The organism is Kitasatospora sp. NPDC059673 (genome assembly GCF_042734215.1).
Lineage (GTDB): Bacteria > Actinomycetota > Actinomycetes > Streptomycetales > Streptomycetaceae > Kitasatospora.
Genome location: NZ_JBHWEN010000004.1, coordinates 44,729 through 70,745, shown reverse-complemented (window position 1 = coordinate 70,745; position 26,017 = coordinate 44,729). Strand labels below are relative to the sequence as shown.

Annotated in this window: 30 protein-coding genes and 1 tRNA gene; 14 read left to right on the top strand and 17 right to left on the bottom strand. The window is 68.9% G+C overall.

Annotated elements, in window-relative coordinates:
• Window positions 1-25: 25 nt before the first annotated feature.
• Window positions 26-280: a hypothetical protein gene (locus ACFV18_RS06770; RefSeq protein ID WP_380480025.1), complete on the bottom strand. Its 255-nt coding sequence runs from the start codon at window positions 278-280 to the stop codon at window positions 26-28.
• 146 nt (window positions 281-426) lie between these two features.
• Between ACFV18_RS06770 and ACFV18_RS06765 the strand changes: the two genes are divergently transcribed.
• From ACFV18_RS06765 to ACFV18_RS06750, 4 genes are all read left to right on the top strand, one after another.
• Window positions 427-1,170 carry an XRE family transcriptional regulator gene (locus tag ACFV18_RS06765; RefSeq protein ID WP_380480023.1) on the top strand — a complete coding sequence of 248 codons (744 nt, stop codon included), beginning with the start codon at window positions 427-429 and terminating at the stop codon, window positions 1,168-1,170.
• A gap of 4 nt (window positions 1,171-1,174) precedes the next feature.
• Entirely contained in the window at window positions 1,175-1,645 is a 471-nt protein-coding gene (locus ACFV18_RS06760; protein WP_380480021.1) for an NUDIX domain-containing protein, read from the top strand.
• A gap of 751 nt (window positions 1,646-2,396) precedes the next feature.
• Window positions 2,397-2,540 carry a hypothetical protein gene (locus tag ACFV18_RS06755; protein WP_380480422.1) on the top strand — a complete coding sequence of 48 codons (144 nt, stop codon included), beginning with the start codon at window positions 2,397-2,399 and terminating at the stop codon, window positions 2,538-2,540.
• A 576-nt stretch (window positions 2,541-3,116) separates the two neighbouring features.
• Entirely contained in the window at window positions 3,117-3,911 is a 795-nt protein-coding gene (locus ACFV18_RS06750; protein WP_380480019.1) for a hypothetical protein, read from the top strand.
• A 450-nt stretch (window positions 3,912-4,361) separates the two neighbouring features.
• On the opposite strand, the gene ACFV18_RS06745 is transcribed toward ACFV18_RS06750, so the two are convergent.
• The 5 genes from ACFV18_RS06745 to ACFV18_RS06725 form a co-directional block, all read right to left on the bottom strand.
• Window positions 4,362-4,859 carry a hypothetical protein gene (locus ACFV18_RS06745; protein WP_380480017.1) on the bottom strand — a complete coding sequence of 166 codons (498 nt, stop codon included), beginning with the start codon at window positions 4,857-4,859 and terminating at the stop codon, window positions 4,362-4,364.
• A gap of 2 nt (window positions 4,860-4,861) precedes the next feature.
• Window positions 4,862-5,110 carry a hypothetical protein gene (locus ACFV18_RS06740; RefSeq protein WP_380480015.1) on the bottom strand — a complete coding sequence of 83 codons (249 nt, stop codon included), beginning with the start codon at window positions 5,108-5,110 and terminating at the stop codon, window positions 4,862-4,864.
• 85 nt (window positions 5,111-5,195) lie between these two features.
• Window positions 5,196-5,471 (bottom strand): hypothetical protein, encoded by a 276-nt coding sequence (locus ACFV18_RS06735; protein WP_380480013.1) that lies wholly within the window; start codon window positions 5,469-5,471, stop codon window positions 5,196-5,198.
• Between the two features lie 517 nt (window positions 5,472-5,988).
• On the bottom strand, window positions 5,989-7,518 hold the full coding sequence (locus ACFV18_RS06730) for a recombinase family protein (RefSeq protein WP_380480011.1): 1,530 nt from the start codon (window positions 7,516-7,518) through the stop codon (window positions 5,989-5,991).
• Between the two features lie 33 nt (window positions 7,519-7,551).
• Window positions 7,552-7,683 (bottom strand): hypothetical protein, encoded by a 132-nt coding sequence (locus ACFV18_RS06725; RefSeq protein ID WP_268762418.1) that lies wholly within the window; start codon window positions 7,681-7,683, stop codon window positions 7,552-7,554.
• 85 nt (window positions 7,684-7,768) lie between these two features.
• On the opposite strand from ACFV18_RS06725, the gene ACFV18_RS06720 reads away from it, so the two are divergent.
• The gene (locus ACFV18_RS06720; protein WP_380480009.1) at window positions 7,769-8,047 is read left to right on the top strand and encodes a hypothetical protein; all 279 of its coding nucleotides are present in this window, start codon (window positions 7,769-7,771) and stop codon (window positions 8,045-8,047) included.
• Window positions 8,044-8,433 carry a PIN domain-containing protein gene (locus ACFV18_RS06715; protein WP_380480007.1) on the top strand — a complete coding sequence of 130 codons (390 nt, stop codon included), beginning with the start codon at window positions 8,044-8,046 and terminating at the stop codon, window positions 8,431-8,433. Before ACFV18_RS06720 ends, ACFV18_RS06715 begins: the two co-directional genes overlap by 4 nt.
• Before the next feature lie 67 nt (window positions 8,434-8,500).
• Here ACFV18_RS06715 and ACFV18_RS06710 read toward each other — a convergent pair whose 3' ends face one another.
• The 6 genes from ACFV18_RS06710 to ACFV18_RS06685 form a co-directional block, all read right to left on the bottom strand.
• Window positions 8,501-9,340, bottom strand: a complete 840-nt coding sequence (locus ACFV18_RS06710; protein ID WP_380480005.1) for a hypothetical protein — start codon at window positions 9,338-9,340, stop codon at window positions 8,501-8,503.
• Between the two features lie 93 nt (window positions 9,341-9,433).
• A complete protein-coding gene (locus ACFV18_RS06705; RefSeq protein WP_380480003.1) occupies window positions 9,434-10,279 on the bottom strand; it encodes a hypothetical protein in 846 nt (281 codons plus the stop codon).
• A gap of 91 nt (window positions 10,280-10,370) precedes the next feature.
• Window positions 10,371-11,210 carry a hypothetical protein gene (locus ACFV18_RS06700; protein WP_380480001.1) on the bottom strand — a complete coding sequence of 280 codons (840 nt, stop codon included), beginning with the start codon at window positions 11,208-11,210 and terminating at the stop codon, window positions 10,371-10,373.
• An 85-nt stretch (window positions 11,211-11,295) separates the two neighbouring features.
• Entirely contained in the window at window positions 11,296-12,141 is an 846-nt protein-coding gene (locus ACFV18_RS06695) for a hypothetical protein (protein ID WP_380479999.1), read from the bottom strand.
• A 101-nt stretch (window positions 12,142-12,242) separates the two neighbouring features.
• Entirely contained in the window at window positions 12,243-13,076 is an 834-nt protein-coding gene (locus tag ACFV18_RS06690; RefSeq protein WP_380479997.1) for a hypothetical protein, read from the bottom strand.
• 283 nt (window positions 13,077-13,359) lie between these two features.
• Window positions 13,360-14,016 (bottom strand): phosphotransferase, encoded by a 657-nt coding sequence (locus ACFV18_RS06685; RefSeq protein WP_380479995.1) that lies wholly within the window; start codon window positions 14,014-14,016, stop codon window positions 13,360-13,362.
• A 129-nt stretch (window positions 14,017-14,145) separates the two neighbouring features.
• Here ACFV18_RS06685 and ACFV18_RS06680 point away from each other — a divergent pair, with 129 nt between their 5' ends.
• From ACFV18_RS06680 to ACFV18_RS06670, 3 genes are all read left to right on the top strand, one after another.
• A complete protein-coding gene (locus ACFV18_RS06680) occupies window positions 14,146-14,934 on the top strand; it encodes an aminoglycoside 3'-phosphotransferase (protein ID WP_380479993.1) in 789 nt (262 codons plus the stop codon).
• 66 nt (window positions 14,935-15,000) lie between these two features.
• On the top strand, window positions 15,001-15,492 hold the full coding sequence (locus tag ACFV18_RS06675) for an LURP-one-related/scramblase family protein (RefSeq protein WP_380479991.1): 492 nt from the start codon (window positions 15,001-15,003) through the stop codon (window positions 15,490-15,492).
• An 81-nt stretch (window positions 15,493-15,573) separates the two neighbouring features.
• Window positions 15,574-15,996 (top strand): DUF350 domain-containing protein, encoded by a 423-nt coding sequence (locus ACFV18_RS06670; protein WP_380479989.1) that lies wholly within the window; start codon window positions 15,574-15,576, stop codon window positions 15,994-15,996.
• A gap of 7 nt (window positions 15,997-16,003) precedes the next feature.
• Here the strand turns inward: ACFV18_RS06670 and ACFV18_RS06665 are convergent, their stop codons facing one another.
• Window positions 16,004-16,597 (bottom strand): GNAT family N-acetyltransferase, encoded by a 594-nt coding sequence (locus tag ACFV18_RS06665; RefSeq protein ID WP_380479987.1) that lies wholly within the window; start codon window positions 16,595-16,597, stop codon window positions 16,004-16,006.
• 123 nt (window positions 16,598-16,720) lie between these two features.
• Window positions 16,721-18,004, bottom strand: a complete 1,284-nt coding sequence (locus ACFV18_RS06660) for an adenylosuccinate synthase (RefSeq protein ID WP_380479985.1) — start codon at window positions 18,002-18,004, stop codon at window positions 16,721-16,723.
• A 126-nt stretch (window positions 18,005-18,130) separates the two neighbouring features.
• On the opposite strand from ACFV18_RS06660, the gene ACFV18_RS06655 reads away from it, so the two are divergent.
• From ACFV18_RS06655 to purM, 3 genes are all read left to right on the top strand, one after another.
• Window positions 18,131-18,943, top strand: coding sequence for a diacylglycerol kinase (locus ACFV18_RS06655; RefSeq protein ID WP_380479983.1), 813 nt, complete (start codon window positions 18,131-18,133; stop codon window positions 18,941-18,943).
• Between the two features lie 172 nt (window positions 18,944-19,115).
• Window positions 19,116-20,717: an amidophosphoribosyltransferase gene (gene purF / locus ACFV18_RS06650; protein ID WP_380479981.1), complete on the top strand. Its 1,602-nt coding sequence runs from the start codon at window positions 19,116-19,118 to the stop codon at window positions 20,715-20,717.
• Window positions 20,718-20,809: 92 nt separating this feature from the next.
• Window positions 20,810-21,886 (top strand): phosphoribosylformylglycinamidine cyclo-ligase, encoded by a 1,077-nt coding sequence (gene purM, locus ACFV18_RS06645; RefSeq protein ID WP_380479979.1) that lies wholly within the window; start codon window positions 20,810-20,812, stop codon window positions 21,884-21,886.
• A gap of 136 nt (window positions 21,887-22,022) precedes the next feature.
• Here purM and ACFV18_RS06640 read toward each other — a convergent pair whose 3' ends face one another.
• A complete protein-coding gene (locus ACFV18_RS06640) occupies window positions 22,023-22,262 on the bottom strand; it encodes a DUF3073 domain-containing protein (protein WP_380479977.1) in 240 nt (79 codons plus the stop codon).
• A 373-nt stretch (window positions 22,263-22,635) separates the two neighbouring features.
• A complete protein-coding gene (locus ACFV18_RS06635) occupies window positions 22,636-23,778 on the bottom strand; it encodes a Glu/Leu/Phe/Val dehydrogenase dimerization domain-containing protein (RefSeq protein WP_380479975.1) in 1,143 nt (380 codons plus the stop codon).
• A gap of 170 nt (window positions 23,779-23,948) precedes the next feature.
• On the opposite strand from ACFV18_RS06635, the gene ACFV18_RS06630 reads away from it, so the two are divergent.
• Both ACFV18_RS06630 and bldC read left to right on the top strand, forming a co-directional pair.
• On the top strand, window positions 23,949-24,878 hold the full coding sequence (locus tag ACFV18_RS06630; RefSeq protein WP_380479973.1) for a hypothetical protein: 930 nt from the start codon (window positions 23,949-23,951) through the stop codon (window positions 24,876-24,878).
• A gap of 506 nt (window positions 24,879-25,384) precedes the next feature.
• Window positions 25,385-25,591 carry a developmental transcriptional regulator BldC gene (gene bldC, locus ACFV18_RS06625; protein WP_030459248.1) on the top strand — a complete coding sequence of 69 codons (207 nt, stop codon included), beginning with the start codon at window positions 25,385-25,387 and terminating at the stop codon, window positions 25,589-25,591.
• Between the two features lie 342 nt (window positions 25,592-25,933).
• On the opposite strand, the gene ACFV18_RS06620 is transcribed toward bldC, so the two are convergent.
• Window positions 25,934-26,007: transfer RNA gene (locus ACFV18_RS06620), tRNA-Asp, on the bottom strand.
• Window positions 26,008-26,017: the final 10 nt, after the last annotated feature.

Here is a 26,017-nt window from a genome sequence, read left to right as displayed (position 1 = left end):
ACCACGATGACCAGGCGCGATGGCCTCACGGTTCAATCCGCTCCGGAGCACAGCGCGGCGAACTCGGCCGCATCACGGTGATCAGCTCCGGGCCATCCGGCAGGGCTTCGATCTCGTTCGGATAGGTCTCCCATTCCTGCCCGCCGCCTCGGGGGCGAAGGTAGGCCATGCCGCCTTGGGTGCCCATGTAAGTGCCCTCCGCCCCCTTGTGGGCACGGTCTCTGACTACCTCGCCGACCTTGGGCTTGTAGATCGTCCGGGTTGCCTTGCGCGGTGCCACTGCCTCCGCTCCTCTCCGCCGAGTTGACACCAAGATCTGGCAGGCACCCGGGACGGTGGAACCTCTCGCAAGGGACACTTCAGAACGTCCCTCGTGCGGTAGAACGTCCCTACCAAAGGTCCGTGATGTGTGGGGAGACAAGCGAGATGCCGAACGAGAGACTGAAAGACGTTATGGCGTCGGGCGGTTGGACGTGCTCAGCCCTGGCCGAGAGAGCCGGCGTGGACACCAAGTCGGTTGAGCGGTGGGCCAATCAGAACCGCACACCTCGGTTAGGTACAGCCCGCATGGCTGCCGAAGCTCTCGGAGAAGACATGTTCGCACTGTGGCCGAGCCTGCGGCAGCCGCGCGCTGCACGCGCGATAAGCCCCGAACTGGTCGCCCTGTACGAACAGCGAGCCGACCTGCCGGTATCCGTCTTCGTGGACCTGATCGGAAAGGCCACGGAGCGCATCGACGTGCTGGTCTACGCGGCCGTGTTCCTGCACGAGGCGTACCCTCGGCTCAACGATCTACTCCGTGAGCGCGCCGCCGAAGGATGTGTGGTCCGGATCGCCCTCGGCGATGCCGACAGTGAGAACGTCAAGCAACGTGGGGAGGAAGAGCGGTTCGGCCACGGCATCGAGTCCCGGTGCAGGCTCGCCCTCATGCATTACCGCCCGCTGCTCGGCACGCCGGGCATCGAGATCCGCACCCACGGGACCACGCTCTACAACAGCCTCTACCGAGCAGATGACCAGGTCCTGGTGAACGCACATGTCTGGGGCGTCAACGCCTTCGGAGCCCCGGTCTGGCATCTGCGGAGGACCGGCGCAGGGACGCTGTTCGACACCTATGCTGCGAGCTTCGACGCAGTGTGGAACGCCGCCCGAACCGTTGAGGAGAGCTGATCACGTGGCACGCACCGAGTTCTACGACGATCCCAACGCGCCCAAGCCAAACCGGCTGGTGGTGGCAGCGTCCGCAGTCGTGACCGATGACGAAGGGCGCATCCTGCTCCAACGACGTACCGACAATGGTTTGTACGCGCTGCCTGGCGGCACGATGGATCTAGGTGAGTCGCTTCCGGGAACGGCCATTCGGGAGGTCCGTGAAGAGACCGGTCTCGACGTCGAGATCACTGGACTCGTCGGCACGTACACCGACCCGCGACACGTGATCGCCTACTCGGACGGCGAGGTGCGGCAACAGTTCAATGTCTGCTTCACCGCGCGCATTACGGGTGGAGAACTCCGGATCTCCAGCGAGTCGACCGATCTCCAGTTCGTAGCTCCGGAGGACATTGGTAGCCTGCCGATGCATCACACCCAGAAGCTTCGACTTCAACACTTTTTGGAGAACCGAGCTAGCCCTTATCTCGGCTAGGCCAGACAACGACAAATAGCCCCGCACCGACCGCCCCATGGGGCAAGGAAGGTACGGGGCCATGCGCGGCGGTCCCAGCTCTCAGTATTCGCGGAATTCAGCGGCCATGACCCCTTTCAAGCCTTGAAGGGAGAGGCTATACGTCCCTTGCCCAGCCCAGCGCCCACCAAAGCGGCGTGATTAGCCATGCGAGTTTTTTCCCTCCCTGCCGGTCAGGGTCGGGAGGGGCAGGGGGTGCCCCCTGGTAAAAGCGCAGGTCAGAGCTTTGTCGGTTTGACTCGCTCAGCAGCCCAACCGCCGGGCTGATGGGCAGCCGTCTCGCGGCTGTGACACTGGGTGCACAGCGGGCGCAAGCGGTGCCAAGCGTCCGGGTCAGCGACACCACAGGCGAGAAGCGAGCGGCGCGACTCGGGGAAGTGGTCAGCGACCACGGCCGAGCGACCGCACAGCACGCACCACGAATGGGCGTACAGGTAGGCGCGACGGATGCGAGCCCAACGCCGAGTGTCGTACCCGCGCTCTGCCGCACTGCCTCGCTGCTGATCTGCCTCCCGCTGGTGCTGCGGACAGCGACCACCACGGGCGGTCAGCTCCGGGCACCCGGGGACGCTGCACGGGGGGCGGGGTTTATGGGGCATTAATGCAACTCCGGGAAATGTTTTCTAATGTTGCAACATTTACGCAAATTGCCAGAATCGGAAGGATGCGCTTTTATGTCCCTACCCGCGTCAAAACCAGCAGGAGGGGAACCATGAAGCGTGAGACCAACCCTTATCCGGTGTTCGAACTCCGCTGCGGCGGGGTGAAGCTGACCGTTCAGCGCGTCTCTCCGTGGCTCCTCACCCTGCTCACCACGGTCGGCGGTGCCGTTGGGACGTGGTGGGCACAGCGGTAGGCCCGAAGTCCGTCGCTGTCTTCCTCGGTGGCACTCACGGCAAAGCGCCTGCACGTCGCCGTCCGTATTCTCGCCGCCGAGGGCAAGCGGGGTCCGGTGGTCCACGTCGACCAGCTCGGCGGGGAACGTCCCGTCGCACAGCCCGCAGACCGCGGAGCCCGCTCGGTCGATCCGCCTGCGGAGCCGCTCGGCGCCGCTGTAGTGGCGCGAGACAAGTAATGGGCTTCGCAGCGTCCCCGGTGTGTCGGGGGCTCGGTGCAGTCGAGACAGCGCACGGTGCCCCCTCTCGGTCGTCCTGGTGGCAGGCGAACCACATCACCCCTGTCGTCGGCACCCCGACCGATATACGGCGAGTTGCTGCCGTTCCTCACGTGCCCGCCCCCGCGCCTCTCACCTTGGGCTAGCTGTTGCCAATTGCCTTGCAGGTCGATCACCGAGAGCGACCTCATCGAGAGTGGCCCTTCTGGTTCCTCATGTTGATGAGGGATCGCGCCTGTAGCAGAGATGCGACGTCCCAGCCTCGCGAGCATCCTGGAAGGAGACGCCGTAGTCGAACGAGCAGAAACGGGAGACGCCATGACTTCCCCTCCGGACTACGCACGCTGGGTGTACGAAAAAACGAGAGATTGGGGAATGTGGCAACCATTCGAGACGCTGGACCTCGGCGATGTAGGCTACTTTACGAATGAAAAGCTATTTGTAGCCACGGATTCGACCGCAATGGATCTCCTTGGAGTGCGGCCAACCCGAGGAACGCGACATTCCGTAAGTAATCTGGTATTCGGAAACCACAAGGATTTCGAGATTTCCGGCCACGGCGAAGGCGGGGTGGCCGAGATCGGGGCCACGCTCACCGTATCTATGGGCAAGGAAAAAGGCTTTCTTCTATACATAGCAGAGGGCCACACGCAAAAGATTCGGAATATATCCCTGCTCTTGTCTGGAATGCGCGACGAATTGCTCGCCAAGAACTGGCGCCTTAACTATGCACTAGTTGGCAAGCATCTAGTAGCCACCGAGGGATTCGCCGCCATCTTCAAGGAGGGCAACGCGTCATTGTCCTTCACTGTCAAGGCTCCGGTTTCGGTGAACCAGTCGCTACCAGCGACAGTTAAAGCTGGCGCCGATTTTAAGCGCAGCAGCGGAGAAGTCCAGCTATTCACCTTCGGAGACACCAGTACGCCGACTTTTGGTTGCACATGGAGAGTTCGATCCGACCTTCGGGATGCTCTACTGGATGGAAGGGTCGATAAAACACCTCAACAAGACCTAGTCTATTCGGATCGTTCCCGCATCACTAAGGAAGAAATACTAAGCCACCCTCCGGATTGGCTGTTTGAGAAACAGTACACCTTTGAATCCCTGCCGTAGCCTGGATCTCCAGCGATCTGGCGGGCGGGCGAACCGGATCGCCCCTGCCTCGGGCGCCCCAACCTGTCGCCGTTGGTGCCGTTCCCCGTCGTCCTGGTGGCCCTCGCCGGCGCACCGTTCCGGTTGGGGGACTGAGCGAGCTTGCGACGCCGGTCGACGCCCGAGGGCGGATACTGGTGGGCGGCTCAGTCCCCCGCGCCTCACGACTCCGGCGGAATCACCGGCGGGTTGATCGGCTCCCCGTTCGGATCCCTCGGCGTGACGTCTACTGCCAGTAGCTGACCAGGATGGCGAGGGTCGCGCATGTGTTGGATTCCACGCGGCATCGGTGCGCCATTGACCGGTACCAGTCCGGTGGGCGAGTCCGACCACACCGGCCGCCCCAGCTCGTCCCGAGGGAAGTACGGATAGGTCCTGTCCGGGCCGGGATCGAGCGCATCAACGGCCATGTCAGTCCGCCGCCTCGATGTAGGCGTTCCGCGCTGTGGCCAGTTCCTCGGCGTAGGCCGCGCCGATTGCCGCAGCGGCATCGTCCACAGCGCTGGTGATGTCCTCAATGATGCGCAGGTCGTACCAGCGCTGCTCGGGGACAGTTCGCGCCTCGCCGAGATGGGCCTGTGCGCTCTGCGCGGCAGTCAGGATCTTCTCGCGCTTGTACCGCTCGGCACGGTGCGCGACGTAAGCCTGAAACCATGGCTCTGCGGACAGGAGTTCAAGGAACTCTGCATGCAGCTCATTGCCTCGGTCGGACCGCTCGGCGGCCTGCGCCATCCACGTCTTGAGGAACGTGCGGTCGTACTCGGCGGCGCGGTCGGCACGGCGGGCCTGCTCGACCTCCTGGGCGACCACCAGGGCAGCCTCGGCGTGCGCCATTGGACCCGCAAGCCGGTCGGCCTGTGCACGCAGCTTGGCGAGCTTGTCAGCGGCCGTGGAAACGTCGGTGTTCATTCTCAGAGCTCACGATCGGTAGAGGAGGAAACGTTGCGGCCGAGCTGCACGGCGGCAGCCTTCGCGGCCTCGTAGTGGCCGAGGGACAGGTGAGCGACAGCGCCCATCTGGTCGTACTGCTCGGGGCGCTCGCGCTTCATCTCGGCCAGCCGTTCCATGGCAGCGCTGTACTGGAACGCATCGGCGCGGAGACGGAGCCGCTTCGTCTCGCGGTCCTCGTTCGAGTAGTTGAAACTGCTGCGGCTGATCACGATGTTCCTCCGATTGGCCGCCTCGGCGGCATGAAAAAGCCCCTGCCCGGAACCGGGAGGGGTCGGCTTGCGGCGACTGCTCGTCCTACGCGGCGTCCGCCTTGCGGGCCCAGTAGGCGGCCTGCTGGCACACCGCACCGCAGTAGAGCCGAGGACGACCGGTGGCGCGCTGCATGACCGCGTTGGTGCAGCCCTTGCGCTGGCACGGGCCCGCCTCGGTGATGGGCTCCAACAGCCGCGCCGCCTCAGCGGTCAGCCGGTGCGCTTCGCCGGCTGCCCCGTCGTCTCCGGACAGAGCCTGCAGAGTGGCCGTCTCAGCGCCGCGGATCAGCTCCAGCGCGCGGGCGTGGTCGGTGTTCATCTCGAAGCCTCCATGGCTGTGGGTGTTTCGGTGGGACGTTCAGTCCCTCGTAAGTAGAGGGCGAGGGTTTCCGGTCCGCGATACCGCAGGGCCGGAGCGTTCCTTCCGCATCCCTGTCTCCACGGCGGGACGGTCCCTTGTCCTGCCCCAGGTAGGGACGGACCGATTCCTCTCTCACCCTGTAGTGGACGGGGAGGGACTTCTCTGGCGTCGCTGATTCGTCCCCTCATTTGTTAGGGAGAGCAGACCTTCCCTCCGTGCTTGGCCGCCACGGCGGGGTGCTGGCGCCTCGACCGGCGCGGGTGACGTAGTGACGGTTGAGAGGCTGATTTCAGTTCTCTCTAGACATGTCAGAGAGAACCAGAACAAGCACCGGAACCGTCACCTCGTCACCCTGGGTCCAACGCCGACCGGAACGCCGGTGAATGCCCGTGTGCCTACAGGCCCGACAGAGCCCCGGCGGGCAAACGTGCCTCGGCCGGGGCTCTAGGTGTCGTTGTGGGCCAGCTACGGGTTCTCACACATCATGGTCGGCCCATTCGATGACGCACCGCTCGTTGCCAGCGAAGCGCTTGCCTCGCTCGCCCCGGCTGACGATCACACGGTCTATGGCCAGCCTGAGCCGGTCGCGCTGCCCTGTCACGTTGTCTCCCTCCCACGCTGCCCGAAGGATCTCAGCGTCCAGCAATGGAGAGATATCGACGGCGGGGGTCGGCATGGCTGCCAGGTTGGCGCGTAGGCCGTCGATTCGGGTGCGCAGGCGCCCAGCCAGCCGGTTGTACCGCTCGATCGCGTCGGCCCCAGAGAATTCGCCGCGAACGTAGCGAGCATCTTCCAGGTCCGCCAGGCGCGCACTCTCCTCGCTGATTTCCGCCTCTATGGCATCCCGCTTGGCGAACACCTCCGGGTCCTTTCGCTGAACCCACCGGTCCGCGATGGCGAACAGCAGCGGGTCCCCTGGTTCGAGTGCTGGGAGGCGGCTCAGGAACGCATCGGTCACATGCGTGTTAAGGCTCTCCACTCGCGCTGTGACACCCGAACACCCGCGCCCCATACGCTTGTTCGCGCAGACGTAGGAAGTTCCAGACTGGCTCATCGGTGACTCGCAGAGAGCGCAGCGGGCAAGACCGGTGAGAAGGGCTGTGCCCTGCTTGTGGCCGTGACGCTTGCCCGCATGCGGGAACGTGCGGGACTCCAGTTGCCGGATGATCAGCTCGCGCTCGCCGGGAGTGATGATGCCCTCGCCGATGCTCACCGTGTCCAGCGTCTCGGGGTCGCGGTACGGCACAACTCGGCTGCCGTACTTGCGCGTTCCGTCCGCTGCCTCCGTGTACTCCGTCTGAGGCATGAGGCCGGCGAAGGCCGGGGCGCGGAGCAATTGCATGACGCTGGAAGAACTCCACTTGCCGCCGCGCGGGGACTCGATCTCGTGCTCGTTCAGGAAGCGGGCGATGTGCACCAGTGCCTTGCCGCTCAGCGCCTCGTCCGCGATCAGTCGGGCGTATACGGCGGTCTCCTCGTCGTGCACCAGCTTCTTGCTCTCCGGGTCCACAGCCAGTCCGTACGGTGGCTGCCCACCGATCCACTGGCCCTTCTGGCGGAGGTACCGCTTTGCGCTGCTCACGCGGGTGCCGATGTTGCGTGATTCCGAGCGTGCAAGTTCAGCGAGAAGGGCAATCGTGACTCGGGCGCTGTCGTTGGCCGTGTCAAGACCGTCCATCACCGAGACAAGACGGCCGCCCACGCGCCCGATGGCGTCCAGCGCGGAGCCGACTTCGCCAATTCCCTTGCGCGAAAGGCGATCCAGCTTCCAGACGAGCAGGACGCCGACGACGCCGGATGTGACAGCGGTGAGCGCGGCATCGAAGCCCTTGCGGCTCACTTCCTTGTACCCGCTGCGCCCTCGGTCGATGTGGACCTTGCGGACAGTCAGCCCGTTGCGCTCGGCCCAAGCGCGGCAGTCGGCCTCTTGGCGGTCGATGGCGGTCTTGCCGTCTCGGTCTAGCGAGAGGCGAAGGTACAGGTCACAGATCGTGTGGTGGTGCACGGGATCATTCTCCCCTGGAGTGCCTTCAATGGTTCAGGACATCCAGAAGTCCGCGATCACGATCTTGCCGCGGAAGTCCGCCAGCGACAGATCCTTGCCACCTGTGTTGAGCCATCCGCCGGCGCCGACCAGCTCGGGGGCGCGGACACGTGCACGAGAAGCCATGGCCACATCCAACCCCACGATCGGGGATCGGCATTCCGGGTGAATCCGGCGGACCGGCGGGGCGGGGCCGTATTACGGTCGGAATATGAGCGAGAAGGCCAAGCTGAGCATCAGTCTCGAAGCGGAGCTCGGTGCGCAGCTCCGCGCTGTTGCCGCGCAGCGTCAGGAGCAGATCTCCACGGTGGTTTCGCAAGCCCTGGTGGACTACTTCGCCAGCGAGGAGCGTCGACTCGACGGCCTGGCCGCCATGGCCGAGTACCAGCACGAGTACGGGGACTTCACGGCCGAGGAGCGCCGGGCCGCTTCGGAGCGGGTCGGCGAGATCATGGGCTGGAGCGCGGGGGCGGAGCGGCAGAGTGCGTGAACGCTGTTGTCTACGACACCGGGGCGTTGATCGCGGCGGGGAGGAACGACCGGGCTTTCGTGGCCCAGCACGAGGCGTTTCTCGCCGCGCTGGTGCGGCCGCTGGTGCCGGCCGGGGTGCTGGCGCAGGTGTGGAACGTGCGGCCGTCCTCGGCGGTTCTGCACCGGGTGCTGCGAGGCTGTGAGGTGCTGGCGTTGACGGAGGAACGGGCGAAGGCGGCAGCCGAGCTCTGCCGCCGGGCGGGCAGCCGGGACGTCGTCGATGCGAGCGTGGTGCTGGCCGCCGTCGAGCATCTCGACGCGCCGATTCTCACCGACGACCCGGGAGACATCGGGCAGCTCGTCGAGGCCTCGGGGCGCCTGCGCATCAAGGTGGCGCGCCCGTAGCCGGCGACGCGCCGGTTCCGGGTGGGCGATGGCAGGCCGCCCCGCTGGTTGGCGGGGCGGCGGGGGGTTACCAGTTGCCCCAGGTGCCGGTGCTCCACAGGGCGGTGCCGTTGCTGTAGGCCACGAAGTTGCCGTCGTCCTGCACGACCGCGTAGGCGCCGGGCCTGCCGGTGGCCGGGGTGGACCAGGTGATCTTGCCGGTGTAGGGGTTGGAGAGGTGGAGGACACCGGTGAACGTCGTCGAGTCCTGGACGAACAGGACCGCACCCGGACGGTTCCACGTCCCGCTGGACCAGAGGGCTGCGCCGTCCCGCTTGCGGTAGAGGACCAGGTTGCCGTCCTGCTGGTTGACCAGCCAGACCGACTTCGACTGGATCCAGTGGCCGGGGTTCATGCCGGGGTTGTTCGGGGCGATGCAGGACCCCGGGGTGGTGCCGCCGGCGCAGGTGGCGCGGTAGAGCCCGGTCCCGCTCGCCCAGTGCTTGCTCTGCCCCCCGACGGTCAGCGAGCCCAGGCCGAGCATCAGGCGCGCGCCCGGGTCGCCCCAGGTGCCGGTGGACCACAGGGCGTCGGACTGGCTGGTGCTGCCCTGGCGGTAGACGACCAGGTTGCCGTCCGGCTGCATGAACGCGTAGGCGCCCGGGTTGCCCCAGGTGCCGGTGGCCCACAGCTCGGGTCCGCGGGCGCCGGTGGGGCCCTCAAGACGCAGGACCAGGTTGCCGTCGGCCTGCATCACCAAGGCGGCCTCGCCGGCCTTCAGGCTCTGACCGGGCATCAGCTTGTCGCCGGCCGCCAGCGTGGCTTCCGGCACGTCGGCGGCCGAGGCGGTGGTGGCGGGTGCCATCAGGGCGATGGCGGCGGCGCCGAGCAGGGCTGCGCGGGCACGTCTGAAAATGTTCTTCCGCATGGGGCGGCATTCCCCTCTGTGGTGTGCTCACGGTCTGTGGGCACACCACTTGTACACGGATCGAACGACTGCCCGGTGGAGGGGGCTGACGGATTACCAGTTGCCCCAGGTGCCGGTGCTCCACAGGGCGGCACCGCTGCTGCCGTAGATCACGAAGTTGCCGTCGTCCTGGACGATTCCGTAGGTGCCGTCCTGGCCCTTGCCCGGCGAGGACCAGATCCGCTGGCCGTTGTCGCGGTCCTGCAGGCTCAGCAGGGGGTACCACTGCGAGTTCCAGAGAACCAGCTGCCCGTGCGGGTGGTTCCAGGTGCCGCTGGACCAGAGGGCGGCGCCGTCCCGCTTGCGGTAGAGGACCAGGTTGCCGTCCGGCTGGTTGACCAGCCAGACCGACTTGGACTGGATCCACTGGCCGGATTCGATGTTCCGGCTGCTGGTGATGAAGGCCTCGGGGTAGGCGCCGCCGAAGCCGATGGCGGGGGCGAGTCCGGTGCGGCTCTCCCAGCCCTTGCCGCCGGCCATCGTCGGCCACAGCGTCATCTGGCCCCGGTACAGCGAGAAGCTCGCGCCCCAGGAGCCCGCGGTCCCGGTGCTCCACACGGCGTCGGACGGGGCGGTGCTGCCCTGGCGGTAGACGACCAGGTTGCCGTCGGGCTGCATGAACGCGTAGGCGTTCCAGTTGCCCCAGGTGCCGCTGCTCCACAGCGCCGGGCCGCGGGCACCGCTGGTGGGGCTCTGCAAGTAGAGCACCAGGTTGCCGTCGCCCTGCATCACCAGGAGGGAGTCGCCGCTCCTCATGGTCTGGCCCGGCATCAACTTGGCGCCGCTCGACAGCGTGGCGACGCTGTCCTCCGCCGAGGCGCTGGTGGCGGGTGCCATCAGGGCGATGGCAGCGGCGCCGAGCAGCGCGGCGGTGGCGCGTCTGAGAATGTTCTTCCGCATGTGGGTGGGGTCCCCCTCCGTCGTGGGCCCACGAAGCGTGGGCCCACAACTTATACACACCCCGGGCCGGTCACCCCGAGGGAGGGGAGGGTCAGCCGTTGCCCCAGGTGCCGGTGGACCACACGGCCGAGCCGTTGCTGTAGAGCACGAAGTTGCCGTCGTCCTGGACGGTCCCGTAGAGGTCGGACCGGCCGGTGGCCGGAGTGGACCAGGTGGTCGTGCCGCCGCTGTTCTTCAGCACCAGTGCGGGGGCGCTCTGCGAGTTGCCGAGGGCCAGCGTCGAGGGCCCGCGGTTCCACGTGGCGCTGGACCAGAGCGCGGCGCCGTCCCGCTTGCGGTAGAGGACCAGGTTGCCGTCGGGCTGGTCGATCAGCCAGACCGAGTTCGACTGGATCCACTGGCCGGATTCGATGTTCCGGGCACTGGTGAGGAAGGACTCCGGGCGGTCGCCCCCGAAGTCGACGGCGCGGGCGACGCCGGTGCGGCTCTCCCAGGCGGCGTTGCCGCCGCGGGCCGGCCAGATCGTCATGCCGCCCCAGTTGAGCGTGAGGTGCCCGCCCGGGGTACCCCAGGTCTTGCTGCTCCACAGGGCGTCGGCATCGGCGGTGCTGCCCTGCTTGTAGACGACCAGGTTGCCGTCCGGCTGCATGAACGCGTACGCGCCCGGGTTGCCGTAGGTGCCGGTGGACCACAGCGCCGTGGAGATCCGGACACCGGTGGAGCTCTCCACGTAGAGCACCAGGTTGCCGTCGGCCTGCATGACCAGGACCGAGTCGCCGCTCTTCATGCTCTGACCCGACATCAGCTTGTCGCCGCTGCGCAGGTCGGCGACGTCGGTCGCCGCCGAGGCGCCGGTGGCGGGTGCCATCAGGGCGATGGCGGCGGCGCCGATCAGGGCCGCGGTGGCACGTCTGAAAACGTTCTTCCGCATAGGACGGAGTCCCCCTCTTTCGTGGGCCCACGGTCTGTGGGCCCACTACTTGTACACCGCGAGCCTGACGGCCGTGGCGCGAGGGTCAGTTGTTGCCCCAGGTGCCGGTGCTCCACAGGGCCTGCTTGTCACTGGTGTAGATCACGAAGTTGCCGTCGTCCTGCACGACCGCGTAGATGCCGGACCGGCCGTTGACCGGGGTGACCCAGCTCCATTCGGTGTTCTCCTGCAGCAGCCACAGGGCAGGGAACGAAGGGGAGTTGATGAGAGTCAGTGACGCGCGCGGATGGTTCCACGTTCCGGTGGACCAGAGCGCGGCGCCGTCCCGCTTGCGGTAGAGGACCAGGTTGCCGTCGGGTTGGTCGACCAGCCAGACCGAGTTCGACTCGATCCACTGACCGGGTTCGATGTTCTTCCCGCTGGTGAGGCAGGACTCCGGGTGGGGGTTGTCGAAGCCGTAGGCGGGGGCGAGTCCGGTGCGGCTCTCCCACTGCCGACTGCCGTTCTTCGGCGACCACACCGTCATGAAGCCCCCGCTCATGCTCAGGACCGCACCCGGGTTGTTCCAACTGCGGGTGCTCCACAGGGCGTTGGCATCGGCGGTGCTGCCCTGCTTGTAGACGACCAGGTTGCCGTCGGGCTGCATGAACGCGTACGCGCCCGGGTTGCCGTAGGTCCCGGTGCTCCACAGCGCCGTCAGGCGGGTGCCGTTGGGTCCCTCCAGGTAGAGCACCAGGTTGCCGTCGCCCTGCATCACCAGGACGGAGCTGCCGTCCCGCAAGGTCTGCCCCGCCATGAGGGTTTCGCCGCTGTTGAGTCGGACGACTGTCGGGTAGGGGTAGGCCGAGGCGGTGGTGGCGGGCGCCGTCAGGGCGATGGCGGCGGCGCCGAGCAGGGCCGCGGTGGCACGTCGGAAAGCGTTCTTCCGCATGCGGGAAGTCCCTTCTGGGTGCGTGGGCCCACGGTGTGCCGGCCCATCGGTGGTGCGTCGTGACCGGGACGGCCCCGAAGGGCCGTCACCCGGTTCGTGGGTTACCAGTTGCCCCAGGTGCCGGTGCTCCACTTGGCCTGGTTGCCGCTGTTGTAGATCACGAAGTTGCCGTCGTCCTGCACGTGGATGTAGTCGCCGTCCTGGCCCTTGACCGGGGTGGACCACACCACCGTGCCGTGGTCGAACATCTCCAGGGCTCCGTAGTACTGCGAGCCCCAGAGGAACGCGGTCGAGCCCGGACGGTTCCAGGTGCCGGTGGACCAGAGCGTGGCGCCGTCGCGCTTGCGGTAGAGCGCGAGGTTGCCGTCCGGCTGGTTGACCAGCCAGACCGAGTTCGACTCCAGCCACCCTCCGGGCCCGATGCCCTGACTCGCGGCGAGGTAGGCCTCCGGGTGGTCACCTCCGACGCCGCAACACGCATGGACGCGCGAGGCGCCGGCATCCCAGAGCACCTGGGCGTTGGCCGGCCAGATCCTCAGGTAGCCGTTCCACAGCGACAGCTTCACGCCCCAGTTGCCCCACGTCCCGGTGCTCCACAGGGCGTCGGTGGTGCTGCCCTGCTTGTAGACGACCAGGTTGCCGTCCGGCTGCATGTAGGCGTAGGCGTTCCAGTTGCCCCAGGTGTGGCTGTTCCACAGCATCGGGCCGTGGGCGCCGTTGGCGGCGTTCAGGTAGAGCACCAGGTTGCCGTCGCCCTGCATCACCAGCTCGGAGTTGCCGTGCTTGAGGCTCTGCCCCGGCATCAACTTGGCGCCGCTGTCCAGGTAGACGGGCGTCCCCTGGTCGGCGGAGGCGCTGGTGGCGGGTGCCATCAGGGCGATGGCGGCGGCGCCGAGCAGCGCCGCAGTGACACGTCTGAACACACTCTTCCGCATGTGGTGAAGCCCCCTCTGTGGTGGGCCCACAGTTCGTGGGCCCACCACTTATACACCCTCAAGTTCCTTAGGTAGCGGGGGTGTTCGGGGGGCGGGGCGGGTCAGGCCCCGGGTGCCGGTGGCCCACAGGGCGGTGCCGTCGCGGGTGCAGATCGCGAAGTTGCCGTCGGCCTGCATCTCCGGCACCGAGTTGTAGGCCCCCATGTTCTCCCCCGGCATGAGCTTGCCGCCGCTCCCCAGGACGGCGTATCCCGAACGGCCCGTAAGGCGTTCGGTGAAGTGCTCAACTCCCCTTGGCGCAAGAAGAGATGAGGGCGAGGGCGGAGTCGAGGACGGCGATCTCCGCGGCGCTCAGGGTCGGGTTGGCGGCGCGGCGGGCGCGGGCCTCGGCGAGGTGGCGGTCGGCGATCGGGGGGAGGCCGCGCAGCAGCGGGACCAGGATGGTGCGGGCCGTGTCGGGCCGGTCGTGCAGGGCCTGGGCGAGGATGACGGCGCTCATCGCGTCGTCCAGGCCGGGTTCGCCCTCGGCGGCGGTGGACCAGTCGATGACCACCGGGCCGTGCGCGGTGAGCAGCACGTTGTCGGGGTGCAGGTCGAGGTGGAGCATCCGGTCGCCGGGCCGGGCGGCGGCGCGCGGCGGGATCTGGTGCAGCCGGCGCAGCAGTCCGGCGAGCAGTTCCCCGGCGGCGCCCGGGCTGATCGTCCCGGCGAGGAGCGACTCCAGCATGGTGGGGCCGCCGAGGCGTTCCATGATCAGGTCCTCGGGCCGGTCGGCGGGCCACACCGCGGGCACGGGGTAGCCGTGTTCGGCCAGGTGCGCCATCATCTCGGCCTCGCCGTCGGCAGTCAGCCCGTCCCGGTAGCGGCGCAGGACCCGCCCGTCGTTGAGTGCCCAGACGTCCGCGGTGCGGCCGCTCGCGATCAGTTCGCCGATTTCCATGCGAGCAGAAGCTAGCGCCCCGGGCCCGGCACGGGGAGGGGGAGCGGTGGATCGTTGCGTGTCCGCGTCCTTGATCGGGTGCGGGAAAACCGGGGGACCATCGGTCGACCCATGCGCGACACTGGCCGGATGAGCGCCTGTGCACCCGAGGAAGACGTTCCCGTCCCGCCCGCGATCGCCGAACTGGCCGGCGGCGCCGCGCCGGTGGCGGTGTGGCGCAACGAGCTCGGCGGGCTGACGTTCCGGCTGGGCGACGGCCCGGGGCGGCGGTTCGCGAAGTGGGCGCCGGCCGGCAGCGGCGCCGATCTCGACGCGGAGGCCGAACGGCTGCGCTGGGCAGGCGCGTTCACCACCGTCCCCGAGGTGCTGGAGGTCGGCGGCGACGACACCGGGCGCTGGCTGCTGACGGCCGGCCTGCCCGGCCGCTCCGCCGTGGACCCGGAACTGCGCAAGCAGCCGGCGATCGCCGTCCGCGCAATCGGCGAGGGCCTGCGCGCCTTCCACGAGGCGCTGCCGGTGGCCGGCTGCCCCTACCAGTGGTCCGTCCGCGACCGGATCGACCGCGCCGTCGCGCTGCGCCGCGACCCGGCCGACTGGCACCCGGACCTGCGCCACCACGGCACCCTGGAGCGGGCGTTGGCGATCCTCGCCGACCCGCCGCCGGTGGACGCCCTGGTGGTCTGCCACGGCGACGCGTGCGCCCCCAACACCCTGGTCGGCGAGGACGGCCGCCCCACCGGCCACGTCGACCTGGGCTCCCTCGGGGTGGCCGACCGCTGGGCCGACCTCGCGGTGGCGAGCTGGAGCACGGTCTGGAACTACGGCCCGGGCTGGGAGCGTCCCCTGCTGGAGGCGTACGGGGTCGAACCCGACGAAGAACGCCTCGCGTACTACCGCCTGTTGTGGGGTCTCACGTAGCCCGGGCTGGCAGCATGTCGAGGGCCGCCCGACGGCGGGCCGGCAAGCAGACGAGGGAGTCGGGTCATGGGTCGGAAGTTCGTGGTCAAGGAGCGCCTGTTCGCGGTCGGCGACGACTACTGGGTCGAGGACGAGCACAGCGAGAAGTGCTTCCTGGTGGACGGCAAGGTGCTGCGCGTCCGCGAGACCTTCGAGCTGCAGGACACCGCCGGCAACACGCTTGCCACCGTCCGGGAGAAGGTGCTGACCGTCCGCGACGCGATGAAGATCGAGAACGCCGACGGGGATGTGGTCGCCACCGTCCGCAAGAAGCTGTTCACGCCGTTCCACGACAAGTACCACGTGGAGCTGGAGAACGGCGGCGAGTGGGAGATCCACGGCGACCTGATCGACAAGGAGTACACCGTCAAGAACGACGGGCACCGGATCGGCGAGGTCTCCCGCAAGTGGTTCAGCATCCGTGACGCGTACGGCGTGGAGGTCGAGGACGGCGCCGACATCCCGTTGATGATCGCCGTCGCGGTCTGCCTGGACCGCCTGGTCGAGCACAACGACTGAGCCACGCCGCGCCGGCCCCGTGCGCTATGTTGTGCCGGTTCTCGGCGCGGGGCCGGCAGGCGGACAGGGGGGCGGGACCGGATGAGCGACATCCTTCATCAGCTGGGTTACGCGGCTGCGTACGGCGGCGTCGGCCTGGTCCTGCTGCTGCTCGGCGTCGTCCTGGTCGACCTGCTGACGCCCGGTGAGCTGCGCCGGCAGATCTGGATCGAGCGCAACCGCAACGCCGCCGTGGTGCTCAGCTCCGCGCTGCTGTCGGTCGGCGCGATCGTCTTCACCGCCGTGATCTCCACCTACCAGGAGTTCGGCAAGGGCCTGGCCGCCGCCGCCGTGTTCGGCCTGTTCGGTCTGCTGCTGATGGCGGTCTCGTTCTGGGTGCTCGACCTGGTCACCCCCGGCAGGCTGGGCGAGCTGCTGGTCGACGAGGAGCCGCACCCGGCGGTGTGGGTGACCGCCGCCACCAACCTGGCCGTCGCCGCGATCGTCTCCGCCGCCATCTACTGAGGCGCCGTCACCCGGCGGCCAGCCGCTCGGTCAGCCGCGCCTTCGCCGCCGGCCACTCGTCGGCCAGCATCGAGAAGTACACGGTGTCCCGCCAACTGCCGTCCGTACGCTGCTTGTTGCGCCGGAACGTGCCCTCGTAGGAGGCGCCGAGCCGCTTGATCGCGTTCTGCGAGCGCTCGTTGCGGATGTCGGTGCGCCAGCTGACCCGGCCCATGCCGAGGTCCTCGAAGGCGTGCGTGAGCAGCAGCAGCTTCGCCTCGGTGTTCACGGCCGTCCGCCACGCGGAGCGCGCGTACCAGGTGCCGCCGATCTCCACCTGCTCCTCGGCCGCGCTCGCGTCGTAGTAGCAGCTCACCCCGATCGCCCGCCCGTCGGTGAGCGAGATGACCGCGTACGGCTCGCAGTGCACGTCGGCCAGCCGGGTGTCGATCACCCGGGCCATCTCCTCCAGCGTGCGCGGCAGCGGTGTCGGCACCCAGCGCCACACCTCCTCGTCCCCGCCGCCGGCGGCGAACAGGTCGGGCACGTGGGCGCGGGTCAGCGGTTCCAGCCGGATGTGGCGGCCGGTCAGGACGACGGGTGCGGGCAGCTTCGCGGTCATGCGCCCACCGTAGAGGCGTTTTTGCACTAGGCGCAAGCAATCTCTGCACTAGTGCAAACGCGAATGCCCATGCGAAAGGCCCAGCACCCCCGCGACAGGGGTGCCGGGCCTCTCGAACCCGTCCTACAGGAAGGAGTTGATCTGGATGGTCTCGGTCCGGCCGGGGCCGACACCGATCGCCGAGATCGGCGCGCCCGACATCTCCTCCAGCGCCTTCACGTACGCCTGCGCGTTCTTCGGCAGGTCGGAGAAGGTCTTCGCCTTCGAGATGTCCTCGCTCCAGCCGGGCAGGTTCTCGTAGATCGGCTTGGCGTGGTGGAAGTCCGACTGGTTGTACGGGAGTTCCTCGACCCGCTGCCCGTCGATCTCGTACGCCACGCAGACCGGGATCTGCTCCCAGCCGGTCAGCACGTCCAGCTTGGTCAGGAAGAAGTCGGTCAGGCCGTTGACCCGGGTCGCGTAGCGGGCGATCACCGCGTCGAACCAGCCGCAGCGCCGGTCGCGGCCGGTGGTCACACCGCGCTCGCCGCCGATCCGCCGCAGCGCCTCGCCGTCCGCGTCCAGCAGCTCGGTCGGGAACGGGCCCGAGCCGACGCGGGTGGTGTAGGCCTTCAGGATGCCGATCACCCGGTCGATCTTGGTGGGACCGATGCCGGAGCCGGTGCAGGCGCCGCCCGAGGTCGGGTTCGACGAGGTGACGAACGGGTACGTGCCGTGGTCGACGTCGAGCAGGGTGCCCTGGCCGCCCTCCAGCAGCACGACCTTGTTCGCCTTCAGCGCCTCGTCCAGGACGAGCGTGGTGTCCGCCAGGAACGGCTTGATCTTGTCGGCGTAGCCCAGGTACTCCTCCAGCACCAGGTCGGCCGGGATCGCGCGGCGGTTGTAGAGCTTGACCAGCAGCTGGTTCTTGTCGTGCAGTGCCGCTTCGATCTTCTGGCGCAGGATCGACTCGTCGAACAGGTCCTGGACCCGGATGCCCACGCGGTTGATCTTGTCGGCGTAGGACGGGCCGATGCCGCGGCCGGTGGTGCCGATCCGGCGCTTGCCGAGGAAGCGCTCGGTGACCTTGTCCAGCGTCCGGTGGTACGGGGTGATCAGGTGGGCGTTGCCCGAGATCAGCAGCTTGGAGGTGTCGATGCCGCGGTCGTTCAGACCCTGCAGCTCGGAGAGCAGCACGCCCGGGTCGATGACCACGCCGTTGCCGATCACCGGCACCACGTTCGGGCTGAGGATGCCGGAAGGCAGCAGGTGGAGGGCGTACTTCTGGTCGCCGATGACCACCGTGTGACCGGCGTTGTTGCCGCCCTGGTAGCGGACGACGTAGTCGACGGAGCCGCCGAGCAGGTCGGTGGCCTTTCCCTTGCCCTCGTCTCCCCACTGGGCACCAACGAGCACGAGTGCCGGCACAGGCGTACACCCCTTCCGGTTGGGGCATCCTGCGAAGACCGCAGTCTGCCCCGAGATGGACGAAGCCCCTGGCGCAATGGCGCAAGGGGCTCTTGCACCGAGAGATTACCTGAGGAAGGACCGGTCGTGTCGTCGCTGTCCACGCCCGTATCCCGCCCCCCGGACGCCGAGGGGGCCGGGCCGCTCCTGGTGGTGCTGGACCCGTCGGCCCGGCAGGCGGACGGCGAATCGGTGCGGATCGCCAAGGATGTGCTGTGCGGCGGGGCCGATGTGAAGGTCACCCTGCCGGAGAGCCCGTCCGAGCTGGACCGGGTGCTGGCGCACCGGGGCCGCAGGCGCGCCGTGGTGATCGGCTCGGACCAGGCGCTGCAGCGGGTGTTGCAGGCGCTGCACCGGCAGCGGGAGCTGGACGCCGACCCGGTCGGGCTGGTGCCGGTCGGGGGTCCGGTGGCCACCGCGACGGCCCGCCTGCTGGGGGTGCCGGCCGAGCCGGTCGCCGCCGCGCGGACGGTGCTGGCGGGCAGCGCCCGGCGACTCGGGCTGCTGCTCGACGACGGCGGCGGAGTGGTGCTGTCCGAGGTCCGTTTCACCGGCCCGAGGCAGGGCCGAACGGGTGGCTGGCGTTCGCTATGGGCGAAACTTGCTGCGGCCGAGCAGGCGAGCCCCTCCGGATCCGAGGAGTTGCGGATCGAGGCCGACGGCCGCCTGCTGGCCGACGTCCACCAGCGGGTGCGCCAGCTGCGGGTCGCCATGGTGGACGACGCCATGGAGCTCACCCTCGACCTGGACGGCAGCCCGCAGCGCCACCGGGTCGGCCGGCTCACCGTGGCCGGGCGCGGCTTCGGCTACGAGGCCGACGGCTGCCCGGTCGGCCCGGTCCGCCACCGCACCTGGACGGTCCGCTCGGACTCCTGGCGGCTGCTGCTGCCCGCCGGGTGAGCAGGCTCACAACAATGGCCGCCGAGACCGCCCGCCCGCCGTGCGAAGGCTTGATGACAAGGGCGTGAAGCCGGCCACCGTCCGGGCCGAAAGCTGGTAAGGGGCGAGGTCTACGCGCGTACCGCGAGGCTGCCATCAGGGCTTTCCCCCCGTCTGCCCTAGACTCGGAGACGTGCCACGTGGTGACGGACGACTCAACCACGATCTTCTTCCCGGTGAGAAAGGCCCCCAGGACGCTTGTGGCGTCTTCGGTGTCTGGGCTCCCGGCGAGGAGGTCGCAAAGCTCACGTACTTCGGCCTCTATGCCCTGCAGCACCGCGGACAGGAATCCGCGGGCATCGCAGTGAGCAACGGCTCCCAGATTCTCGTCTTCAAGGACATGGGACTTGTCTCCCAGGTCTTCGACGAGACCTCCCTGGGGTCGCTGCACGGGCATATCGCCGTCGGACATGCCCGCTACTCGACCACCGGGTCCTCGGTCTGGGAGAACGCCCAGCCGACCTTCCGGGCGACCGCCAACGGTTCGCTGGCCCTCGGCCACAACGGAAACCTGGTCAACACCGCCGAACTCGCGGCGAAGGTCGCCGAGCTGCCCGGCGAGGAGCACGTCTCCCGCTCCGGGCGGACCGCCGCGACCAACGACACCGACCTGCTGACCGCCCTGCTGGCCGGCCACCCCGACCTGACCATCGAGGAGGCGGCACAGAAGGTGCTGCCGGGCGTCAAGGGCGCCTTCTCGCTGGTCTTCATGGACGAGCACACGCTCTACGCCGCCCGTGACCCGCAGGGCATCCGCCCGCTGGTGCTGGGCCGGATCGAGCGCGGCTGGGTGGTCGCCTCCGAGACCTCCGCCCTCGACATCGTCGGCGCCAGCTTCATCCGCGAGGTGGAGCCCGGCGAGCTGATCGCCATCGACGAGAACGGCATGCGCACCTCGCGCTTCGCCGAGGCCAAGCCCAAGGGCTGCGTCTTCGAGTACGTGTACCTGGCCCGCCCGGACACCACCATCGCCGGCCGCAACGTGCACCTCTCCCGGGTGGAGATGGGCCGCAAGCTGGCCGCCGAGGCCCCGGCCGACGCCGACCTGGTGATAGCGACTCCCGAGTCCGGCACGCCCGCCGCGATCGGCTACGCCGAGGCCAGCGGCATCCCGTTCGGCTCCGGCCTGGTGAAGAACGCCTACGTCGGCCGTACCTTCATCCAGCCCAACCAGACCATCCGCCAGCTGGGCATCCGGTTGAAGCTCAACCCGCTCAAGGAAGTCATCCGGGGTAAGCGCCTGGTGGTCGTGGACGACTCGATCGTCCGCGGCAACACCCAGCGCGCCCTGGTGCGGATGCTCCGCGAGGCCGGGGCGGCCGAGGTCCACATCCGGATCTCCTCGCCGCCGGTGAAGTGGCCGTGCTTCTTCGGCATCGACTTCGCCACCCGCGCCGAGCTGATCGCCAACGGCCTGTCGGTCGAGGAGATCGGCCGCTCGCTGGGCGCCGACTCGCTGGCCTACATCTCCATCGACGGGATGATCGAGGCCACCAAGCAGCCCAAGGACAAGCTCTGCCGGGCCTGCTTCGACGGCGAGTACCCGATGGAGCTGCCGGACCCGGCGCTGCTCGGCAAGCTGCTGCTGGAGGCTGAAATTGCCGGTGCGGCGAGCGCCGGCGGCCAGACCAAGCAGCAGCAGCCGGCCCGCGGCGGCAAGCAGACCAGCGACCTCGACGGCGTGCAGTCGCTGCTGGGTGGCGCCGGCGCGGCGGACGCGCTGCGACGCCCGTAACCAGGCGCACCGCCCCCGGCCCGGGCCGGGGGCACCCCGTCCCGGCCCCGGCCGGGGGAGGCAGCACCACCACTTCGAAAGGGCCACACCAGGTGACCAGCAACGAGACCGGGGCGACCTACGCCGCCGCGGGTGTCGACATCGAGGCCGGCGACCGTGCCGTCGAGCTGATGAAGCAGTGGGTGAAGAAGACCAACCGTCCCGAGGTACTGGGCGGCCTGGGCGGCTTCGCCGGACTGTTCGACGCCTCCGCCTTCAAGCGCTACGAGCGTCCGCTGCTGGCCTCCGCCACCGACGGCGTGGGCACCAAGGTGGCCATCGCCCAGGCCATGGACAAGCACGACACCATCGGCCACGACCTGGTCGGCATGGTCGTCGACGACCTGGTCGTGTGCGGCGCCGAGCCGCTGTTCATGACCGACTACATCTGCGTCGGCAAGGTCGTCCCGGAGCGGGTCGCCGCCATCGTCAAGGGCATCGCCGAGGGCTGCACGCTGGCCGGCTGCTCGCTGATCGGCGGCGAGACCGCCGAGCACCCGGGCCTGCTCGGCCCCGACGAGTACGACGTCGCGGGCGCCGGCACCGGCGTGGTCGAGGCCGACGCGCTGCTCGGCGCGGACCGGGTCCGGGCCGGCGACGTGGTCATCGCGATGGCCGCCTCCGGCCTGCACTCCAACGGATACTCGCTGGTCCGGCACGTGCTGCTGAACCAGGCCGGCTGGAAGCTCGACCGCCAGGTCGAGGAGTTCGGCCGCACCCTCGGCGAGGAGCTGCTGGAGCCGACCCGGATCTACACCCTGGACTGCCTGGCGCTCACCCGCGCCACCGAGATCCACGCCTTCTCGCACGTCACCGGCGGCGGCCTGGCCGCCAACCTGGCCCGGGTCATTCCGGACCACCTGCACGCCCGCCTGGACCGCGGCACCTGGACCCCGCTGCCGGTGTTCCAGACCGTCGCCAAGGTCGGCGCGATGCAGACCCTGGAGATCGAGAAGACCCTCAACATGGGCGTCGGCATGGTCGCCGTCGTCCCGCCGGAGTCGGTCGACGTGGTGCTGTCGGTGCTGGAGGACCGCGGCGTCGAGGCGTGGCTGCTCGGCGACGTGGTCGAGCGCGACGCGGAGCACGACGGCGGCGCGGCGCTGTACAACGCCTACGAGGCGTTCTGATCCGGGCACGCTGAAGGGCCCCGCCACGGCGGGGCCTTTCTCATACGGTCACCGGCTCTCGCGCACCGTGAACAGGTACGCCGAAAACCGGCCCGGCGCCCACAGGGAGCGCCCGGACCGGTCCGGTCGAAGAACGTTATGCGCGGCGACGAGCCGGAGGGGTGTCCTCGTCGTCATCGTCGTCGTTGTTGTACCTGTCCGCGTACGCCGCGTAGGGGTCGTCCTCGTCGTCGTCCTCGATCGGCTCCGGCTCGATCGCGGTGGACGGAGATACACCCAGCTCGTGAGACAGACGGTTAGCGTCGAACCCGCCGCTGTTGTACTTCAGCTCGCGGGCGACCTTTGTCTGCTTGGCCTTGGCCCGGCCGCGCCCCATGGGTCGACCCCCTCAACGGTGGGGCTCACGGCCCCGAGTCTGACACGTGTTGATGATCAGGTCCGGTCTGCCCGAAGTGGGAAACCGTCCCTTGGAGCATTAACGGTACCTGTTTCCGCCGCCGGACGGTACGTCGCCGGTGTGACGTGGCGCGCACCCAAGCCCCCTCGAACCAGGTCCGCCCAGGTCAGAGGGGAATTTCGGGGCTTTTGCAGGCTGTCCGGCGCGATGCCGGTCCCGTCGTTCCTGCAGAGATTATCCCCCGAAGGAGGCGCTGTATCGCCCGTTCGGGGGACCAACTGAGAATCCGGTTCCACATCGTGATGCGCGGGCCGGGCGGCGCCGGCCCCCGCGCATCACGAACTGTGGCGGGTCAGCTCCGGCGGGCGGTCGGCAGCAGGAGCGAGCGCAGCGCGCTGATCTCCCGCATCCGCTTCTCGGCGAGCCGGTCGGCGGCCACCGCCGGCGGGATGCCGTCGGTGGCGGCCCGGGTGAAGATCTCCAGCGTGGTGTCGAAGATCTTCGTCGCCTTGTTCTTCGCCCGGTCGAAGTTGAAACCGTCGATCTCGTCGGCGACCTGGATCACGCCACCGGAGTTCACCAGGTAGTCGGGCGCGTACAGGATGCCGCGGTCGGCGAGGTCCTTCTCCACGCCCGGGTGGGCGAGCTGGTTGTTGGCCGCGCCGCAGACGATCGAGGTGCCGGCCGCGCCGAGCGCCCCCACCGTCTCGTCGGTGAGCGCGCCACCGAGCGCGCACGGGGCGTACACGTCCAGGTCGGAGGCGAGCAGGGCGGCGGTGTCGGCCACCACCTCGACCCCGGGGTGGGCGGCCCGGACCCGGTTCACGGCGGCCTCGGAGACATCGGTGACGACCACGGTGGCGCCGTCCGCGACCAGGTGGCCGACCAGGTAGTGGCCGACCTTGCCGACACCCGCCACGCCGACCCGCTTGCCGCGCAGGGTGGGCTGGCCCCAGCGGGCCTGCGCGGAGGCGCGCATGCCCTGGAAGACGCCGAAGGAGGTGAGGACGGAGGAGTCGCCGGCGCCGCCGTGCTCGGGCGAGCGGCCGGTGACGAACTCGGTCTCCCGGGCGATCATGTCCATGTCCTGGACGTAGGTGCCCACGTCGCAGGCCGTGATGTAGCGGCCGCGCAGGGTCTGCACGAAGCGCCCGTAGGCGCGCAGCATCGCCTCGTTCTTGTCCTTGCCCGGGTCGCCGATGATCACGGCCTTGCCGCCGCCGAGGTCGAGCCCGGCGAGGGCGTTCTTGTAGCTCATTCCGCGGGAGAGGTTCAGCGCGTCGGTCAGCGCCTCCTCCTCGCTCGCGTACGGGAAGAACCGGGTGCCGCCGAGCGCGGGGCCGAGGGCGGTGGAGTGGATGGCGATGATCGCCTTGAGGCCGGTGGAACGGTCGTGGCAGAGCACGACCTGCTCGTGCCCGTCGCCCTCCTGGCCGGTGCCGAAGACTCGGCCCAACACGCCTGGTGCGGGGTGCGTGGTGTGTACGTCGGTCACGGTGGTGACTCCAGCAATGATGGCCCGCGACGGTGGTGCGGGCGTCTGGTCGAAGCCTAGCTCCGGGGCCTCCTTCGAATCTGCCCCCGGGCAGGCCCCGAGCAATAACGATCGAAGCCTTCTCGGCGACACCCTGACGCGTCCCTGAGGCGCATGCGAACATGCGGAGCGTGACCGCCCCGCGCACCTCCGTGCTCCCGCCGTACACCGCCCAGTTGCGGGTCTACGAGCCGTTGGCCGCCTACCCCGAACCGGACCGGGCCCGCTGGCAGGCCTACGCGGCCGCGCACGGCCCCGACACCGGCGGGCCCGGCCGGCCGGTGACCGGCGCCGCGCTCGCCGAACAGCGCGCCGCCCTGGCCGCGCTGGCCGCCCTGACGCCCCGTCCGCTGCCCGACCAGGAGGACGGGCACGCCTACGTGCGGCTCGCGGACGGCGTCACCTACATCTGCCCCTGGACGACCCGGCTGCGCGGCTGGCTGGCCCTGCAGGAGCTGCGCCGGACGCTGCCCGCGCACCTGGTGGACACCGTGCTGCCGTCGCCCCTGCGGGCCGCCGCCGAGGCCGAGCGGGCGCGGTGGCAGCGGGAGCACCCCGACGCCCGGCCGTGGATCCGCGCCAGCCGCTGGGAGGTGCCGCTGCACTGGTTCCTGGCGTTCGGCGAGGAGGACCGCCACCACCTGCCGGCCGGCGAGTACGGCTCCGCCGGGGACGGCGAACGGCCGGAGCCGGCCGCACTGTTCTACTTGACGCCGATGGTGCAGGCCCGCCGCCGGGTGGCCCGGGCCTACCGGGCGCTGCGCACCGCCGTCCCCACGGCCGAGGTGCCCGGGAGCGCGGCCGGTGCGGCGCTCGCGGAGGGCGCGGAGGAGATCGGGCGCTGGCTGGAGGAGTTCCATCCGCGCTCGCTGGTGGAGCTCGACTACGGCGGCCTGGTGCAGCTGCTCGGCCCGCGGGCGCTGGCCGAGGAGCACTCGGTGGGCGAACTCGCGGACGGCCTGGCCGCCCTGCGGGCCGGGGACAGCGCGGCGGCGCAGCGCCGCTACGAGGCCCTGACGGTGCGCTGGCGGCGGGTGCTGGCGCTGCGGCAGGCCTCCTGAGCGTGATCGGCCCGGGGACGGGGGAGGCTCAGGGGGGCCGGGAGGGGCTGAGGGGGCGTCAGAACTTGCCCCCTGGTCGAATGCCGGCGCGAGAGGAGAGGATGGTCCATACCATTGGGAGGGATTTTGGGACTATGGTCCCAGATCGGGTCAATAGCCGAGAAACGTGACACTACTCACCGTTGACGCCAACTCAGACCTATGTGCCAAAATGGGACAACCAACCCAAGCCCTCTCGGGCGTGCGCACCGTGACCGGACGTCACCGGTGCGTAACTGTCCGCTATGGGGTGGTCCATGGCCATCCGTCGCCCTTGAACCCGTGAGGGGTCAATTTTGACGGTTTGGCCGATAGGGCTGGACGGATGGTGTAGTTGTAGACACCAGGACAAGCCGTTCGTCCTATTACCGACTCGGCCCGTCCGTGCCATTTCGGGCATCACGGGTCAAGGTGCAGAATTTGAAGGATAGAACCGCCCTGGTTCGGTTCTCCCGAGGAGGCCGCTCATGACCGCTCGTACCCCTGACGCCGAGCCCCTGCTGACGCCGGCAGAGGTCGCCACCATGTTCCGCGTGGACCCCAAGACGGTGACCCGCTGGGCCAAGGCAGGCAAGCTCACGTCGATTCGTACCCTCGGCGGCCACCGCCGCTACCGCGAGGCGGAGGTGCGTGCCCTGCTGGCCGGTATTCCGGCCCAGCGCACCGAGGTCTGATCCCAAGCTTTCCCCCGGGCGCGCCCCCCGACTCCGCCGGGTCGGGAAAACGCGCTCGGCAGGTCCCAAGGGCCGCCTCTCCGACTCCGCCGGGTCGGGGGTGCGGCCCTTCGGCATGTTCGGAGCCGGAATGCGGGATTCCCGTGGGGCTGGTGGGGGTGGGGGGAATTCCCGGTAAAGACAGTACAATTTTACATATTAAATCTGAGCCCTTTGCGGGGATGCCCTGGAAGTCGGTTCCTGAAAGGGCGTCAGTGACGGTGATCACAGCACCGTTATCTTGTGCGCGCCCCGGAAAAGCGATAGGGCCCGGAACTCGAAGTTCCGGGCCCTGCGCTCCTGCGATCCCGACGGGACTTGAACCCGCGACCTCCACCTTGACAGGGTGGCGAGCTAACCAACTGCTCCACGGGACCAGTGATCTGA